The 15,217-nt window shown below is 62.2% G+C and carries 14 protein-coding genes and 1 other RNA gene; 9 read left to right on the top strand and 6 right to left on the bottom strand.

The annotated features are described in order from the left end of the window. The first annotated feature begins 162 nt into the window (after positions 1-162). From JFU48_RS27440 to JFU48_RS27430, 3 genes are all read left to right on the top strand, one after another. Positions 163-1,329 carry a zinc-binding metallopeptidase family protein gene (locus JFU48_RS27440; protein WP_201138275.1) on the top strand — a complete coding sequence of 389 codons (1,167 nt, stop codon included), beginning with the start codon at positions 163-165 and terminating at the stop codon, positions 1,327-1,329. Positions 1,330-1,440: 111 nt separating this feature from the next. Then, positions 1,441-1,537: signal recognition particle sRNA small type (ffs, locus tag JFU48_RS27435), an RNA gene on the top strand. Between the two features lie 227 nt (positions 1,538-1,764). Then, a complete protein-coding gene (locus JFU48_RS27430) occupies positions 1,765-3,714 on the top strand; it encodes a hypothetical protein (protein ID WP_003223330.1) in 1,950 nt (649 codons plus the stop codon). 121 nt (positions 3,715-3,835) lie between these two features. Here the strand turns inward: JFU48_RS27430 and JFU48_RS27425 are convergent, their stop codons facing one another. Further along, complete coding sequence (locus JFU48_RS27425; protein ID WP_201138274.1) at positions 3,836-4,585, bottom strand: substrate-binding periplasmic protein; 750 nt, start codon at positions 4,583-4,585, stop codon at positions 3,836-3,838. Between the two features lie 144 nt (positions 4,586-4,729). On the opposite strand from JFU48_RS27425, the gene dnaX reads away from it, so the two are divergent. The 5 genes from dnaX (at position 4,730) to JFU48_RS27400 (ending at position 10,546) form a co-directional block, all read left to right on the top strand. Then, entirely contained in the window at positions 4,730-6,823 is a 2,094-nt protein-coding gene (gene dnaX, locus JFU48_RS27420; RefSeq protein WP_201138273.1) for a DNA polymerase III subunit gamma/tau, read from the top strand. Positions 6,824-6,890: 67 nt separating this feature from the next. Continuing rightward, complete coding sequence (locus JFU48_RS27415; protein WP_003223337.1) at positions 6,891-7,229, top strand: YbaB/EbfC family nucleoid-associated protein; 339 nt, start codon at positions 6,891-6,893, stop codon at positions 7,227-7,229. A gap of 263 nt (positions 7,230-7,492) precedes the next feature. Further along, positions 7,493-8,527, top strand: coding sequence for an NADP-dependent oxidoreductase (locus JFU48_RS27410; RefSeq protein WP_103484599.1), 1,035 nt, complete (start codon positions 7,493-7,495; stop codon positions 8,525-8,527). A gap of 66 nt (positions 8,528-8,593) precedes the next feature. Further along, on the top strand, positions 8,594-9,196 hold the full coding sequence (gene recR / locus JFU48_RS27405; protein ID WP_003223341.1) for a recombination mediator RecR: 603 nt from the start codon (positions 8,594-8,596) through the stop codon (positions 9,194-9,196). 201 nt (positions 9,197-9,397) lie between these two features. Continuing rightward, positions 9,398-10,546: an acyl-CoA dehydrogenase family protein gene (locus tag JFU48_RS27400; RefSeq protein ID WP_201138272.1), complete on the top strand. Its 1,149-nt coding sequence runs from the start codon at positions 9,398-9,400 to the stop codon at positions 10,544-10,546. A 120-nt stretch (positions 10,547-10,666) separates the two neighbouring features. On the opposite strand, the gene JFU48_RS27395 is transcribed toward JFU48_RS27400, so the two are convergent. Together JFU48_RS27395 and fnr are read right to left on the bottom strand one after the other, a co-directional pair. Next, positions 10,667-11,215 carry an adenine phosphoribosyltransferase gene (locus JFU48_RS27395; protein WP_003223345.1) on the bottom strand — a complete coding sequence of 183 codons (549 nt, stop codon included), beginning with the start codon at positions 11,213-11,215 and terminating at the stop codon, positions 10,667-10,669. A 78-nt stretch (positions 11,216-11,293) separates the two neighbouring features. After that, the gene (gene fnr, locus JFU48_RS27390; RefSeq protein WP_003223347.1) at positions 11,294-12,028 is read right to left on the bottom strand and encodes a fumarate/nitrate reduction transcriptional regulator Fnr; all 735 of its coding nucleotides are present in this window, start codon (positions 12,026-12,028) and stop codon (positions 11,294-11,296) included. A gap of 155 nt (positions 12,029-12,183) precedes the next feature. Here fnr and JFU48_RS27385 point away from each other — a divergent pair, with 155 nt between their 5' ends. Beyond that, complete coding sequence (locus JFU48_RS27385; protein ID WP_201138271.1) at positions 12,184-12,666, top strand: hypothetical protein; 483 nt, start codon at positions 12,184-12,186, stop codon at positions 12,664-12,666. Here JFU48_RS27385 and hemN read toward each other — a convergent pair. The 3 genes from hemN to ccoS all read right to left on the bottom strand — a co-directional run bounded on the left by hemN (position 12,663) and on the right by ccoS (position 15,201). Further along, positions 12,663-14,045 carry an oxygen-independent coproporphyrinogen III oxidase gene (gene hemN / locus JFU48_RS27380; protein ID WP_003223350.1) on the bottom strand — a complete coding sequence of 461 codons (1,383 nt, stop codon included), beginning with the start codon at positions 14,043-14,045 and terminating at the stop codon, positions 12,663-12,665. The genes JFU48_RS27385 and hemN overlap by 4 nt on opposite strands. 267 nt (positions 14,046-14,312) lie before the next feature. Continuing rightward, a complete protein-coding gene (locus JFU48_RS27375) occupies positions 14,313-14,996 on the bottom strand; it encodes a sulfite exporter TauE/SafE family protein (protein ID WP_201138270.1) in 684 nt (227 codons plus the stop codon). Next, a complete protein-coding gene (gene ccoS / locus JFU48_RS27370; protein ID WP_103521523.1) occupies positions 14,989-15,201 on the bottom strand; it encodes a cbb3-type cytochrome oxidase assembly protein CcoS in 213 nt (70 codons plus the stop codon). The genes JFU48_RS27375 and ccoS overlap by 8 nt, the downstream gene beginning before the upstream one ends. Positions 15,202-15,217 lie beyond the last annotated feature (16 nt).

Below are 15,217 nucleotides of genomic sequence, written 5' to 3'. Positions count from 1 at the left end.
TCAGGATAAATGAGGTCGCGTGGTTTTGGGGCTGCTTCGCAACCCCGGCGGGAGCAAGCTCCCTCGCCACATCGGCAGTGTCACTCAGTAGCTGCGCTGTATTCGGGAACATTGTTGTCTTCAGGATGATCTAGTCTTGGCAAGCCCCAGGGAGAGATCGCCATGTACCGCTTTTTCGAGCAGCTCAGTTCTCGCATCGTCGCGCCGTTCATGGGCGAGTCTTCACGCAACAGCAAAATCTGGCCGTGCCGCTGCGGCCAGTCGCTGTTCTTTCGCAACAGTCAGTGCCTGGTGTGCAGCGCCATGCTGGGCTATCAGCCTGAAGAAAGTCGCCTGACTTCGCTGCAGCCGGGGCCGCAGGACGGTCGCTGGACACTCGATGCCGATCCCGGCGCCGGACTGTTTCGCCGCTGCGCCAACCTCGACACGCCCGCCGCGTGCAACTGGCTGCTGCCGGATAACGGCCGCGACAGCCTGTGCATCGCCTGCAGCCTCAATCGCACCATCCCCGATCTCTCGGTGCCGGAAAACCCCGAACGCTGGCGCAAGGTCGAAATCGCCAAGCGCCGACTGGTGGCGCAACTGATCACCCTCGGCCTGCCGGTCATCCCGAAAACCGTAGACGAAGCGACCGGCTTGGCTTTCGACTTCATCGGCGTCGACCTCGAAGGCAATGCGCCGATGACCGGCCACGCCAACGGCCTGATCACCCTCGACATCAAAGAAGCCGACGACGCTCATCGCGAGCAGGTGAGGGCGGCGATGCATGAACCCTATCGCACGCTGCTCGGGCATTTCCGGCATGAGGTCGGGCATTACTACTGGGACCGTCTGATCGCCAACGGCCCGTGGCTCGAGTCGTTCCGCCAGCTGTTCGGCGACGAGCGCGCCAGTTACGCCGAAGCGCTCGACCGTCATTATCAGCAAGGTGCCCCTCTGGACTGGCCGCAACACTACGTCAGCGCCTACGCGACCATGCACCCGTGGGAAGACTGGGCCGAAACCTGGGCGCATTACCTGCACATGATGGACGCGGTGGATACCGCGCTGGGTTTCGGCATGAGCGCGCGGGAAATGGATTTCGACTACCAGCCGTTCCCGTCCAGCACGCTGTACGACCCGGAGCACCCCGGCGGCGCGGCGTTCCTGTCGTTCGTCAACGCCTGGATCGAACTGGCGGGCATGCTCAACGAGCTGTCACGCAGCATGGGTCAGCCGGATTTCTACCCGTTCGTGCTACCGGCGGCGGCGATTGCCAAGTTGCACTTCATCCATCTGGTGATCCAGCAGGCGGGCGGCAAGGCGGATGAGGTGTTGCAGGCGCAATAGCAAGTGCTTGAAGCCCTTCATATTTTTAATCTGAAACCAACGGTTGTAACTTCGCTTCAGATAGGTACAATGGCGCGGCTCGCCGACAGGTGAGTGTCGTTATGGTGACCCCATCGGTCCCCCCGCAACGATTACCCGTGAACCTGGTCAGAGCCGGAAGGCAGCAGCCACAGCGGGAACATTGTGTGCCGGGGTGTGGCTGGTGGGGTTACCACCTTAACGAACAACCAACGCTTCAACAGAACTGCATGGGTTTCGCCCACTGCGGTTTTTTTATGCCTGCGATTCAAGCTGTCACGCCAGCCCCTGTGGGAGCGAGCCTGCTCGCGAAGGCTGCCCCCGATGCCTGTTCAGTCACCAAGGCTGAACAGTGGCATACTCCACCGTCTTGCTGCGCGCGTCGTTGACAAGTTCGCGCCCTGGCTACGAGGTTGTATGCACCCGGAACATCACGATTTATCCACCGCCGTGTACTTGCCTGTGACGGACGAGACCTGCGCGAGCCTGTTGCAGCCCGAGGGCGCGAAAATCCTCGGCGAGTTGACGGATGCGCAATTGGCCGCCGTGCTGGTCATCCAGAATCTGGCCCAGGCCGCCGAAAAGGATCTCACCGCCACGGCGGCGGAGAAGGTGCTGGCGCGGCTGATCGCCTGGGCGGTCGATGGCGGGGCAGGGCTGCTGTCCGAGGCGCAGCGGCTGTTCGATCCGCGCCAGTTGTACTTCGGCCTGAACGCCATCAGGGGATTGAACCTGCGTCTGCTGTTGGCCGAAGAGGTGTCGGCGCAGGATTACCTGCTGCCCGATGGCAAGTGGGACGACGAGTTCAAGACGCGTCACCACGCGGTCAACAATCCGTTCAGTCAGCAGATGATCAGCCCGGCGCACCGCGAGCGCTGGCTCAGCGCTGCGCAAGACAAACTGGTCAGAACCTTCCGCGCCAACCTCGATGAAGACCTGCACGTTCAAGGCTACGCCGGGATCGGCAAGAGCCATCTGGTCGGCGCGTTGACCGAGTGCCTGCGCCCAGAGAAAACCCTGCTGCTGGCACGCACCCCGGAAAAACTCGCAACCCTGTGCCAGCGCATGGGCGTAGGCAGTGAGCGCAAGCCCGGCATCACCTTTGAGGCGTTCGCGCGCGGGCTGATTTACGGGCGCAAGCCGCAGCCGGCAGGCGCCGCCGGCCGAGTCGCGAGCAAGCAGAGCCTGGCGCAGGAGCTGAACATCCTCGGCTTTCGCGAACATGACGCGCAAAGGACTCTCAACGTCTGTCTGGAAACCCTCGAACGCTATTGCCACTCCCGGGATTACAGCCTGTCGGCGCATCATCTGCCGTATTTCAAACTGTCCTTGTCCAGCCTTGAGTCCAAGGTGCTGCTGGAGTATTCAAGCCGCGTGTGGACTTACCTCGAGGCCAACCCGGCGTGGGGCCGGCAGAGCGGCTTTGAAGCCTTGTTGCTGATCAAACGGGCAAGCCTTGCGGGCTGCGTGGTGCCGCCGCGTTATACCCACGTGCTGATCGACGAGAGTCAGGACATTCCCGCTTCGCTGCTGCAGATTATCGAGCGCGGCCGGCAGGTGCTGATCACGCTGGGGGATGAGTATCAGCATGCCGAGCGCGATCTGGTGAAAAGAAAGCGTGAAGTGCGCCAGAGCGATATCACCTATTCGGTGCGCTCGGGGCGCAATGTCGAGCGTCTGGTCAATCCGCTGATTTCCCGGCACTCGGAAAAGAGCAAGGTGCCTTTCGAGGGCGCACGTGAGGCGGATGTCGGCATCGAGTTTTACCCACAGGGCTTTGTCCCGCCCGAAGGTTGTGTGGTGCTGACGGCATCCCCGTGGGACACCATGAAGTGGGCCATGCAACTGCACGATGCCAATTGCCTGTTCTGCTTCGCCGACATGCAGGCGCAGCGCGACCTCGAGCACTTCATGACCAGCGCCATCGAGTTGTTCAAGGTGGATTACTACAGTTCCACGCACAGCGAGAAGGGCCCGCATCGCTATTTCAGCGACTTGCCGAAGTGGCAACAGGTGCGCGAAGCCAATCAGTTCGACGAGGCGTTTCTGTGGGTCGAGGCCGAGCTGGAGAAAGGTTTCAAGGTCGCTGACCTGACCCGGCTCAACCGGATGATCGGCGGCCGCGGCAAGAGCTGTTTGCTGATGCAGGCGCAGGAGGCGGGCGGCATGGAGTTCGACCGCGTGCTGCTGACGCCTGAACTGCTGACCAATGTGCAGTTCAAGGACGCCTACCAATTCGACCAGCGGATCTGCGCCGTGTACATCGCCATCTCCCGCGCCCGGCAGCAGCTTTACCTGCCCTACGATGTGGTCGAGTGGATCGAGTTTCACGACTACCAGAAATTCCGCGAGTCGCACGGTTACTGAATAATTCTCCGTCGGAAATGTCCTCCTGTGGGAGCGGGCTTGCTCGCGAAGGCGGTGTGCCAGTTAACGCATCAGGTGACTGACACACCGCCTTCGCGAGCAAGCCCGCTCCCACAATGGGTTATGGGATGGCTTCAGCGGACCCGGTATACAACCGGATAATGTCATCAATCTCCCCCGACATTTTCATCCGCAACAACGTGCGCAGGATCCGCTGCACCGGCACCTGCGGGTCATTCCTCACATAGCAGCCGACCTGCTGCTCCTGCAGCACCGCCACCCCGTGCAGTTGCTGCGCGGGCAGCAGGCGCTGGTTGAACCAGTCCAGCGTCCATTGATTGCTCACCGCATAGCGGTAGCGCCCGGCCAGGAGTTTTTCCAGCACTTGTTCCTGATTGCGCGCGTCGTCGCGTTGCAGGCGATCGGCGTCGAACAGCGGTTGCAGGGTCGGGTAGGTGTAGCCGAGCACGGTGCCGATCGATTGGCGTGCAAGGTTCGCCGGATCGACGCGTGGTGGTTGATCCTGGCGGCTGATCAGCAGATCGCGCTGGAACAGCAGCGGAATGCTCCAGATGTAATCGCCGGACTGATTCGGCAGCCACGATTGTGCGGCATAGCAGCGCACATCGACTTCACCGCGCTCCATGGCACTTTGTACTCGGGTGCGCGGCAGGACGTGGAATTCGGCGGGCACGCCGACCTGCGTCGCGAGGCTGAGCATGATGTCGTGGAGGATGCCCTGGGTCGGGCGGCCGTGGTCGATCTGCACCATCGGCATCGCCCAGCTGTCGGCCACGACAAAGCGCAGCGGCGGTTCGGACGCGCTCACGCTCAGACTGATCCCCAATAATGCTCCCAAGGCCCAACGCATAAATGCTCCGATGAGTCCCGATCCCGAGCCGATATTTCCCCGCCAACAGCAGCTTAGCCAGATTAGACGAGCACACCGGATGCAATTTTGCCCTTGCTCCGCTAGCATTAGCCGCTTCAGCTTCCTTCGTTGCGACGGTTTTCGATGAGTTATCAGGTTCTTGCACGTAAATGGCGTCCGCGCTCGTTCCGCGAAATGGTCGGCCAGACCCATGTGCTCAAGGCTCTGATCAATGCCTTGGACAGCCAGCGGCTGCACCACGCGTACCTGTTCACCGGTACCCGCGGGGTCGGTAAGACCACCATTGCGCGGATCATTGCCAAATGCCTGAACTGTGAAACAGGTATCACCTCCAGCCCCTGCGGCGAGTGTTCGGTGTGCCGCGAGATCGATGAAGGGCGTTTCGTCGACCTGATCGAGATCGACGCCGCGAGCCGGACCAAGGTCGAGGACACCCGCGAGCTGCTCGACAACGTGCAGTACGCGCCGAGCCGCGGGCGCTTCAAGGTCTACCTGATCGACGAAGTGCACATGCTCTCCAGCCATTCCTTCAATGCGCTGTTGAAAACCCTTGAAGAGCCGCCGCCGTACGTCAAGTTCATCCTGGCGACCACTGATCCGCAGAAACTTCCGGCAACGATTTTGTCGCGCTGCCTGCAGTTCTCCCTGAAGAACATGACGCCTGAGCGCGTGGTCGAGCATTTGACCCACGTCCTCGGCGCCGAAAACGTGCCGTTCGAAGACGACGCCCTGTGGCTGCTGGGCCGCGCTGCCGACGGCTCGATGCGTGACGCCATGAGCCTGACCGACCAGGCCATCGCCTTCGGTGAAGGCAAGGTGCTGGCCGCCGACGTGCGGGCGATGCTCGGCACGCTGGATCACGGCCAGGTCTTCGACGTGCTGCACGCGCTGATCGAGGGCGATGCCAAGGCGTTGCTCGAAGCTGTGCGTCACTTGGCGGAGCAGGGGCCGGACTGGAACGGCGTACTCTCGGAAATTCTCAATGTGCTGCACCGTGTCGCCATCGCCCAGGCATTGCCTGAAGGCGTCGACAACGGCCATGGCGACCGTGACCGCGTGTTGGCGCTGGCGCAGGCGCTACCGGCCGAAGATGTGCAGTTCTATTACCAGATGGGCCTGATCGGTCGCCGCGACTTGCCGCTGGCGCCGGACCCGCGTGGTGGGTTCGAGATGGTCTTGCTGCGGATGCTGGCCTTCCGGCCCGCGGACACGGCGGACGCCCCGAGGCAACCGCTAAAGCCAGTGGGGGTCAGCCAGGCCACAGTTGATTCCGCAAACTCAGTGGCTGCCGCGCCTGAACCTGCGCCGGTAGTCGCTGCGGCTGTTGCGCCTGCACCGGTTGTTGCGCCAGCGCCAGCCCCGGCTCCTGAGCCAGCGCCTGTGGTGTCCGCTGCGCCGGTACCTGCGCCAGAACCAGAACCTGAGCCAGTCGTCGCCGAAGCGGTAGTCGACCTGCCGTGGAACGATCCGGTCGAACCCGAGCCACAGCCCGAGCCGGTGCAACAACCAGCCGTCGAACCGGTGCTGGAAACCGCCGCCGAGCAGCCCGAGTTGCCGCCGATGCCGCTGCCGACCCCGGACAGCGTGGTGCCGGATGCACCCGAGTGGGCCGCGGCGCCGATTCCCGAGCCGTCGGTCGCCGACGTCGATGCCGCCACGCCGGGCATGGACCTCGACGACGAGCCACCGCTGGACGAAGACTACATCGAGCCGGACATGGATTCGGCCTACAGCTACCTCGACGACCTGGCCAGCGAACACACCGCTGAGCCGGCCCCGGAACCCGAGCCGGAGCCTGCCGCTGCACCGGCCACCGGTCTGGCGTTGCAATGGCTGGAGCTGTTCCCGCAACTGCCGATTTCCGGCATGACCGGCAGCATCGCCGCCAACTGCACGCTGATCGCGGTCGATGGCGACCATTGGCTGATGCACCTGGACCCGGCGCACAGCGCGCTGTTCAACGCCACGCAACAGCGGCGCCTGAACGATGCGTTGAACCAGTTCCACGGTCGCACGCTGACCCTGACCATCGAGCTGATCAAGCCCGAGCAGGAAACCCCGGCGCAGGCCGCGTCGCGGCGCCGGGCCAACCGTCAGCGCGAGGCGGAGGAATCGATCCACGGTGATCCGTTCATCCAGCAGATGGTCCAGCAGTTCGGTGCGGTCGTGCGACACGATACTATTGAACCTGTCGATGCCTTGGTCGCCCAAGGTTAATAACTGAGGGCGTTCGGCGTTAGGCGCCGGGCGCTGTTTTGATCCAAGTACTTTTGAGGTGATTCCCATGATGAAAGGTGGCATGGCCGGCCTGATGAAGCAGGCACAGCAGATGCAGGAAAAAATGGCCAAGATGCAGGAAGAACTGGCCAACGCCGAAGTCACCGGCAAGGCCGGTGGCGATATGGTCACCGTGGTGATGACCGGTCGTCACGACGTGAAAAGCGTCAGCATCGACCCAAGCCTGGTTGAAGGCCTGAGCGAAGATGACAAGGAAATGCTCGAAGCCGTGGTTGCTGCCGCCGTCAACGACGCCGTGCGCAAGATCGAAGCCAACAGCCAGGAAAAAATGGGCAGCATGACCGCCGGCATGAACCTGCCAGCGGGTATGAAACTGCCATTCTGATTCGCCTTCGCGGGTTGGATGAGCTACACAAAATGCCAGGCATTGCGCCTGGCATTTTTGTTTCTGCCTGATTGTCATGTGCTGGCAGGGCTGACGCCTTCGCGAGCAAGCCCGCTCCCACATGTTGAAATGCATTCCCCTGTGGGAGCGGGCTTGCTCGCGAAGGCGTCGACTCGGACCAACTGAAGAAACATCGAACCCACCGCCGCCGCCAAAGGTCTGCTCCCTATACCCCCGAATTCCCAATCACAGGAGACGCTGACATGTCCGACCCTCTGACCCTCAATCAACGCTTCGTCCTCGCCTCGCGCCCGGTTGGCGCGCCGACCCCGGAAAACTTCCGTCTGGAGCGCGAAGCGTTGCCGGACCTCGAAGACGGGCAGGTGCTGCTCAAAACCCTGTACCTTTCGCTGGACCCGTACATGCGCGGACGCATGAGCGACGCGCCGTCCTACGCCGCGCCGGTACAAATCGGCGAAGTGATGACCGGTGGCGCTGTCAGCCGTGTCGAGGATTCGCGTCATCCAAAATTCCACCCGGGCGATCTGGTGGTCGGCCTTACCGGCTGGCAGAGCCACAGCATCAGTGACGGGCGCAACATCATGCCGATCCCGTCCGGCCTGCCGAGCCCGTCGATGGCCCTCGGTGTGCTGGGCATGCCGGGGATGACCGCGTACATGGGGCTGATCGACATCGGTCAGCCGAAAGAAGGTGAAACCCTGGTGGTGGCTGCCGCGTCCGGTGCCGTCGGCTCGGTGGTCGGTCAGGTCGCGAAGATCAAGGGCCTGCGCGCGGTAGGCGTGGCCGGTGGCGCCGACAAATGCAAATACGTGGTCGAGGAGTTGGGTTTTGATGCCTGCATCGATCACAAGGCGCCGGACTTTGCCGAACAACTGGCCAAGGCTTGCCCAAAAGGCATCGACATCTATTACGAGAACGTCGGCGGGCATGTGTTCGATGCCGTGGTGCCGCTGCTCAACCCCAAGGCGCGGATCCCGCTGTGCGGGCTGATCGCCGGTTACAACGCCTCCGAAGCGCCGAAAGGCCCGGATCGTCTGCCGATGCTGCAACGAACGCTGCTGACCAAGCGGGTGCGAATTCAGGGCTTCATCGTTTTTGATGACTACGGCGATCGTCAGCCGGAATTCATCAGCCACATGGTGCCGTGGGTGCGCGACGGCAAGGTCAAATTCCGCGAAGACGTGGTCGAGGGCCTGGAGCAGGCGCCCGAGGCGTTTATCGGTCTGCTGGAAGGGCGCAACTTCGGCAAACTGGTGGTGAAGGTTGCCCAGGACTGAGCATTTGACGCTGGCCGGAGGCGCGGGTATAAACCGCGTCTCGTTGTTTTGTCGGACTTTTTACCCATGAGCTTCAGCCCTTTGATTCGCCAACTGATTGACGCCCTGCGCACTTTGCCGGGTGTGGGCCAGAAAACCGCCCAGCGCATGGCGTTGCAGTTGCTCGAACGTGATCGCAGCGGCGGCACGCGCCTGGCCCAGGCCCTGAGCCAGGCCATGGAAGGGGTGGGTCACTGCCGTCAGTGCCGCACGCTGACCGAAGACGATCTGTGCCCGCAATGCGCCGACACGCGCCGCGACGATACGCTGTTGTGCGTGGTGGAAGGGCCGATGGACGTGTATGCGGTGGAGCAGACCGGTTTCCGTGGTCGCTACTTCGTGCTCAAGGGCCACCTGTCGCCGCTCGACGGCCTGGGCCCGGAAGCCATCGGTATTCCGCAATTGATGGCGCGTATTGAAGAGGCGGGCACGTTTACCGAGGTCATCCTCGCCACCAACCCGACGGTGGAAGGTGAGGCGACCGCGCATTACATCGCCCAACTGCTCAGCAACAAAGGCCTGATCGCCTCGCGGATTGCCCACGGCGTACCACTGGGCGGGGAGCTGGAGTTGGTGGATGGCGGGACGCTGGCGCATTCGTTTGCCGGGCGTAAGCCGATTTCCCTCTGAGTCATAGGGTGTCTGAACAGACGCCTTCGCGAGCAAGCCCGCTCCCACAGTTGATCGAGTTCATTCAGATTGAATGCGGTCGAATGTGGGAGCGGGCTTGCTCGCGAATGGCGCACCTCGGTCTGACTGATTCACACAAACTTATTGAAAACCAAGCAAGCGCTCGGTTAACGTCGGCCAACCCTTCAGTGGAGTTCGCCGATGCCTGCCTTCCAGGAATACTTCGACCCCAGCCACCAAATGGTCCGCGACAGCGTCAGACGTTTCGTCGAGCGCGAGATCCTGCCGGACATCGATGCGTGGGAAGAAGCCGAAAGCTTTCCCCGTGAGTTGTACCTGAAGGCCGGGGCGGCGGGGATTCTCGGCATCGGTTATCCCGAAGCGCTGGGTGGCAGCCACGAAGGTGATGTGTTCGCCAAGGTTGCCGCCAGCGAAGAGCTGATGCGCTGCGGCTCCGGTGGTTTGGTCGCCGGCCTCGGTTCGCTGGATATCGGCCTGCCACCGATCGTCAAATGGGCCCGGCCCGAGGTGCGCGACCGTGTCGTGCCGTCAGTGCTCAGCGGCGAGAAAATCAGCGCACTGGCGATTACCGAACCCGGCGGCGGTTCCGACGTCGCCAACCTGCAAACCCGCGCCGTGCGTGACGGCGACGTCTACCGGGTGAGTGGCAGCAAGACCTTCATCACCAGTGGCGTACGCGCCGATTTCTACACCGTCGCAGTGCGCACCGGAGCGCCGGGTTTCGGCGGCATCAGCCTGCTGTTGATCGAGAAGAGCACCCCTGGCTTCAGCGTAGGCCGCCAGTTGAAGAAAATGGGCTGGTGGGCCTCGGACACCGCTGAACTGTTCTTCGATGATTGCAGGGTGCCTGTGGACAATCTGATCGGCGCGGAGAACATGGGCTTCGCCTGCATCATGGGCAATTTCCAGAGCGAACGGCTGGCGCTGGCGCTGATGGCCAACATGACTTCGCAGCTGGCATTGGAACAGGCGCTGAAGTGGGCGCGCGAGCGTGAGGCGTTCGGCAAACCGATCGGCAAGTTCCAGGTGATCAAGCATCGGCTGGCCGAAATGGCCACGGCACTGGAAGTATCGCGCGAGTTCACCTACCGCCAGGCGGCGAAAATGGCGGCGGGGCAGAGCGTGATCAAGGAGATTTCCATGGCCAAGAACGTTGCCACGGACACCTCCGACCGGATCACCCGCGAAGCGGTGCAGATTCTTGGCGGTCTGGGTTACATGCGCGAAAGTCTGGTGGAGCGGCTGTATCGGGATAACCGCATTCTGTCGATCGGCGGCGGGACGCGGGAGGTGATGAACGAGATCATCAGCAAGCAGATGGGGCTATAGGTTTTGCGGTGAGGCTGCAGGCCCCTTCGCGAGCAAGCCCGCTCCCACATTGGATCTGTGGCGTTCACAAATCCTCTGTGGGAGCGGGCTTGCTCGCGAAGGCGGCGGTACAGACGCCGCTTACTTGTCAGTCAAAGCAAACTGCGTCAGACAGAACGTCGGAATCCCCATGTCTTCCAGACGCTGCGACCCACCCAGCTCCGGCAGATCAATGATCGCCGCCGCTTCATGCACCCGTGCGCCCATGCGGCGGATCAGGTTGGCGGCTGCGATCAGCGTGCCACCGGTGGCAATCAGGTCATCGAACATCACCACCGAGTCGCCTTCGCACAGGCTGTCGGCGTGCACTTCGAGGAACGCTTCACCGTACTCGGTCGCATAACCCTCGGCCAACACGTCCGCCGGCAGTTTGCCCTGCTTGCGGAACAGCACCAGCGGCTTGTTCAACTGATAGGCCAGCACCGAACCGATCAGGAAACCGCGCGCATCCATCGCGCCGATGTGGGTGAAGTCGGCTTCCACATAACGGTGGGCGAAGCTGTCCATCACCAGGCGCAGGGCCTTGGGCGACTGGAACAGCGGGGTGATGTCGCGAAAGATCACGCCCGGTTTCGGGAAGTCGATCACGGGGCGGATCAGGGATTTGATGTCGAAGGAGTCGAAGACCATCGTCGAGGTGTCCTGGCAGGGCTGCAAACGGCGCAGTATACCCGCGGCTGAAACGCTTCGCTCAACCGCGGATCGAGATCAGCCTTCGAGCGAGCCGCCGGCCAGGGCGCAGAGCTGGATCGGGTCGAGGATGTGGATCTCTTTGCCCTCGGCGGCGATCAGTTCGTTCTGCTGGAACCGGGTGAACACCCGCGACACGGTTTCCACCGCGAGGCCCAGATAGTTGCCGATTTCGTTGCGCGACATGCTCAGGCGGAACTGGTTGGCCGAGAACCCGCGAGCGCGGAAACGTGCCGACAGGTTGACCAGGAACGTGGCGATGCGCTCGTCGGCGGTTTTCTTCGACAGCAGCAGCATCATTTGCTGGTCGTCGCGGATCTCGCGGCTCATCACCCGCATCAACTGACGGCGCAGCTGCGGCAGTTGCAGGGCCAGTTCGTCGAGGCGTTCGAAGGGGATTTCACAGACCGAGGTGGTTTCCAGGGCCTGGGCCGACACCGGGTGTTTCTCGGTGTCCATGCCGGACAGGCCGACCAGTTCGCTCGGCAGGTGGAAACCGGTGAGCTGTTCTTCGCCGCTGTCGCTCAGGCTGAAGGTCTTCAGGGCGCCGGAGCGTACTGCATAAACGGAATCGAAAGTGTCGCCCTGGCGGAACAGGAACTCGCCTTTTTTCAGCGGGCGGCCACGTTTAACGATTTCGTCCAGCGCATCCATGTCTTCCAGATTCAGAGAAAGTGGCAGGCAGAGAGGAGCCAGGCTGCAATCCTTGCAATGGGCCTGGTTGTGAGCGCGCAGTTTAACTGGCTCGGACATTTCTTAAATCCTTGTGGGAAAACACACATAAGCCGTAAGGGTAACCCACGGGAGGACATTCAGGCCAGTCTGCGGCGAGTTTGTCCCACGGGCGTAAAGCCGCAGGGCAAGTGGCCGATAAAGGGGTATCACCACGCATGCAAGGAATCGCTTCGATGGCTGCCATTGACACGCTGAACCCCGGTAACAGCGGCGTTGCGTCTGTGCCGAGCACCGCCAGGACGGTGTCCGGCGACGAGCAGAATGCCGACTCGGCGTCGCTGGCAACCCCGACCTTGGTCGAGGGTGTCAAAGTGTCGCTGTCCCATGCCTCGATCGAAAAATCCTTCAGCGTCGGTGGCGAGAACAGCGACATCGAAGACAGTGGCCTGCCGGAAAACGTCCAGCAATTGCTGAAGATGATCCGCAAACTGCAAAAGGAAATCGCCGAGAAGAAAGCCCGGATGGCGGCGGTCATGGCTGACAAGAGGCTGACCAACGAAGCCAAGGTCAACATGCTCGCCGCGCTGCGCGGTGCCATCGCCGCGCTGAATACCGGGCTGATCAGCGCCAATCTGGCCCTGTCCAAAGTCATGGACCAGTCCGGCCTCACCTCCGAGCAGAACCTCAAGCTCGGCTCACTGCTGACGAAAAACTAGATCACCCGCGAAAAGCGCTGCCGGTTCTGCTGTTCCAGATACGCGTCGAATACCATGCACACCGAGCGCACCAGCAGGCGTCCGGCCGGCAGCACCTCGATCCGCTCGCGTTCCAGATTGATCAGCCCATCGTTGGCCATGCCTTGCAGTTGCGGCCACAGCGCGCCGAAGTAACCCTGAAAATCGATGTTGAACGCCTGCTCGATCTCGGCGAATTCCAGGCTGAAATTGCAGATCAGTTGCTGGATCACCGCGCGGCGCAGGCGATCGTCGGCATTGCACACCAGGCCCCGGCTGGTCGCCAGTTGCGCGGCGGCAAGGGTGTTCTGGTACTGGTTCAGATCGCTGTTGTTCTGGCAGTAGAGATCGCCGATCTGGCTGATCGCCGACACCCCCAGACCAATCAGATCGCAATGGCCGTGTGTGGTGTAGCCCTGGAAGTTGCGCTGCAGGGTCTGTTCTTCCTGAGCGATTGCCAGCTCATCATCGGGCAGGGCGAAGTGGTCCATGCCGATGTAGCGGTAGCCGGCGGCGGTCAGTTGTTCGATGGTGCGCTGGAGCATTTCCAGTTTTTGCGCAGGGCTTGGCAGTTCGTGGCTGTTGATCCGCCGCTGCGGCATGAAGCGCTCCGGCAAGTGCGCGTAGTTGAACACCGAGAGCCGGTCCGGTTGCAGGCTGATGACTTCCTCGACAGTGCGCGCGAAGTTTTCCGGGGTCTGCTTGGGCAGGCCATAGATCAAGTCGATGTTGATCGAGCGAAATTGCAGGGTGCGCGCCGCGTCGATGACTGCGCGGGTCTCCTCAAGGCTTTGCAGGCGATTGACCGCGCGCTGCACCGCCGGATCGAGGTCTTGCAGGCCGATGCTGACCCGGTTGAAACCCAGTTCACGCAGCAGGCCCATGGTCGACCAGTCGGCCTCGCGCGGGTCGATCTCGATGCCGTAATCGCCGGAATCGTCATCCAGCAGATTGAAGTGTTTGCGCAGGTGCGCCATCAACTGGCGCAGTTCGTCATGGCTGAGAAAGGTCGGGGTGCCGCCGCCGAAGTGCAATTGCTCGACTTTCTGCGCCGGCTCCAGGTGGCAGGCGATCAACTGGATTTCCTGCTCCAGCCGCTGCAGATACGGTTGTGCGCGCCCGCGATCCTTGGTGATGACTTTGTTGCAGGCGCAGTAGTAGCAAATGTTCGCGCAGAACGGCACGTGCACATAAAGAGACAACGGGCGCAGCGCCTTGCGGCTGTCGCGCAGGGCATGGAACAGGTCGAAGGTGCCGACCTGGCTGTTGAATTGCACGGCCGTCGGATACGAGGTGTAGCGCGGCCCCGCCAGGTCGTAGCGGCGGATCAGATCAGTGTCCCAACGAATGGCGTCGAGCATGCGGGCATTCCCCCGGATAGGCTGGCAGTGTGGCGAGTCTATCGGGGTGCGGCGACGGGGCTCTTGATTTGCATCAACGGCGTATTGGTAATGACTGCTTTTGTGGCGAGGGGATTTATCCCCGATCGACTGCGAAGCAGTCGTAAAGCCTATGTACGCGGTGTCACTGGAGGAATGTCGGGGTGCGCTTCGCACACCATCGGGGATAAATCCCCTCACCACAATAAATCCTTCCCCACAATGAATCTTCTCAGGGCTGTGGTCAGGTCAGTGACCCATCAACCAATGTTGGTGAGGGCCAGGAAGCGTCCAGATCCCGAACAGAATCACCAGCAAGCCCCCGGCCATGCGCACGCTGCGTTTGCGCAGCAACGCCGTCACCCGCTCGGCCGCCAGCCCTGTGGCGAGCAGCACTGGCCATGTCCCCAGCCCGAACGCCAGCATCAACAGCGCACTGTCCAGCGCATTGCCCTGGCTCGCCGACCACAGCAGCGTGCTGTAAACCAGTCCGCAGGGTAGCCAGCCCCACAGCGCGCCGAGCAGCAACGCGCGGGGCAAACTCGACACCGGCAGCAGTCGATTGGCCACCGGCTGAATGTAACGCCACAAACCGCGACCCAGGCTTTCGAGGCGGGTCAGGCCGCTCCACCAGCCGGCCAGATACAGGCCCATCGCAATCAGCAGCAACCCGGCGAGGATGCGCATGAACATCGCCGCCGGGCTGTTCGCCACTGCCCAGCCAGCCAGGCCGATCAGCAAACCGGCGGTCGCGTAACTGAGGATGCGCCCCAGGTTGTAGGCCACCAGCAAACGAAACCGCCGGCTGCGCTGTTCCTTGGGAATCGCCAGCGTCAGTGCGCCCATCAGGCCGCCGCACATGCCCAGGCAATGCCCGCCACCGAGCAAACCGAGGATCAGCGCCGAGACCAGCAGGGGCGCCAGCTCAAGCATGGGGTGGGGCCTTGTCGTCCGGTTTGTCGGATTTGGCTTCGTCCACGGCGGCGGTGTGGTTCGGGTCCTGATCGTCGAACAGGATGCTGTGGGCCGGGCCGTCGAGGTCGTCGTACTGCCCGCTGTCCACCGCCCAGAAGAAGATGTACACGGCGATGGCCACGATCAGCAGGGCGGCCGGGATCATCACGTAAAGAGCTGGCATCGGTACTCCAGGGCCG

The organism is Pseudomonas sp. TH49 (genome assembly GCF_016650625.1).
In the GTDB taxonomy this organism is placed as follows: domain Bacteria; phylum Pseudomonadota; class Gammaproteobacteria; order Pseudomonadales; family Pseudomonadaceae; genus Aquipseudomonas; species Aquipseudomonas fluorescens_H.
This window is presented reverse-complemented; position numbering and strand designations above follow the sequence as displayed.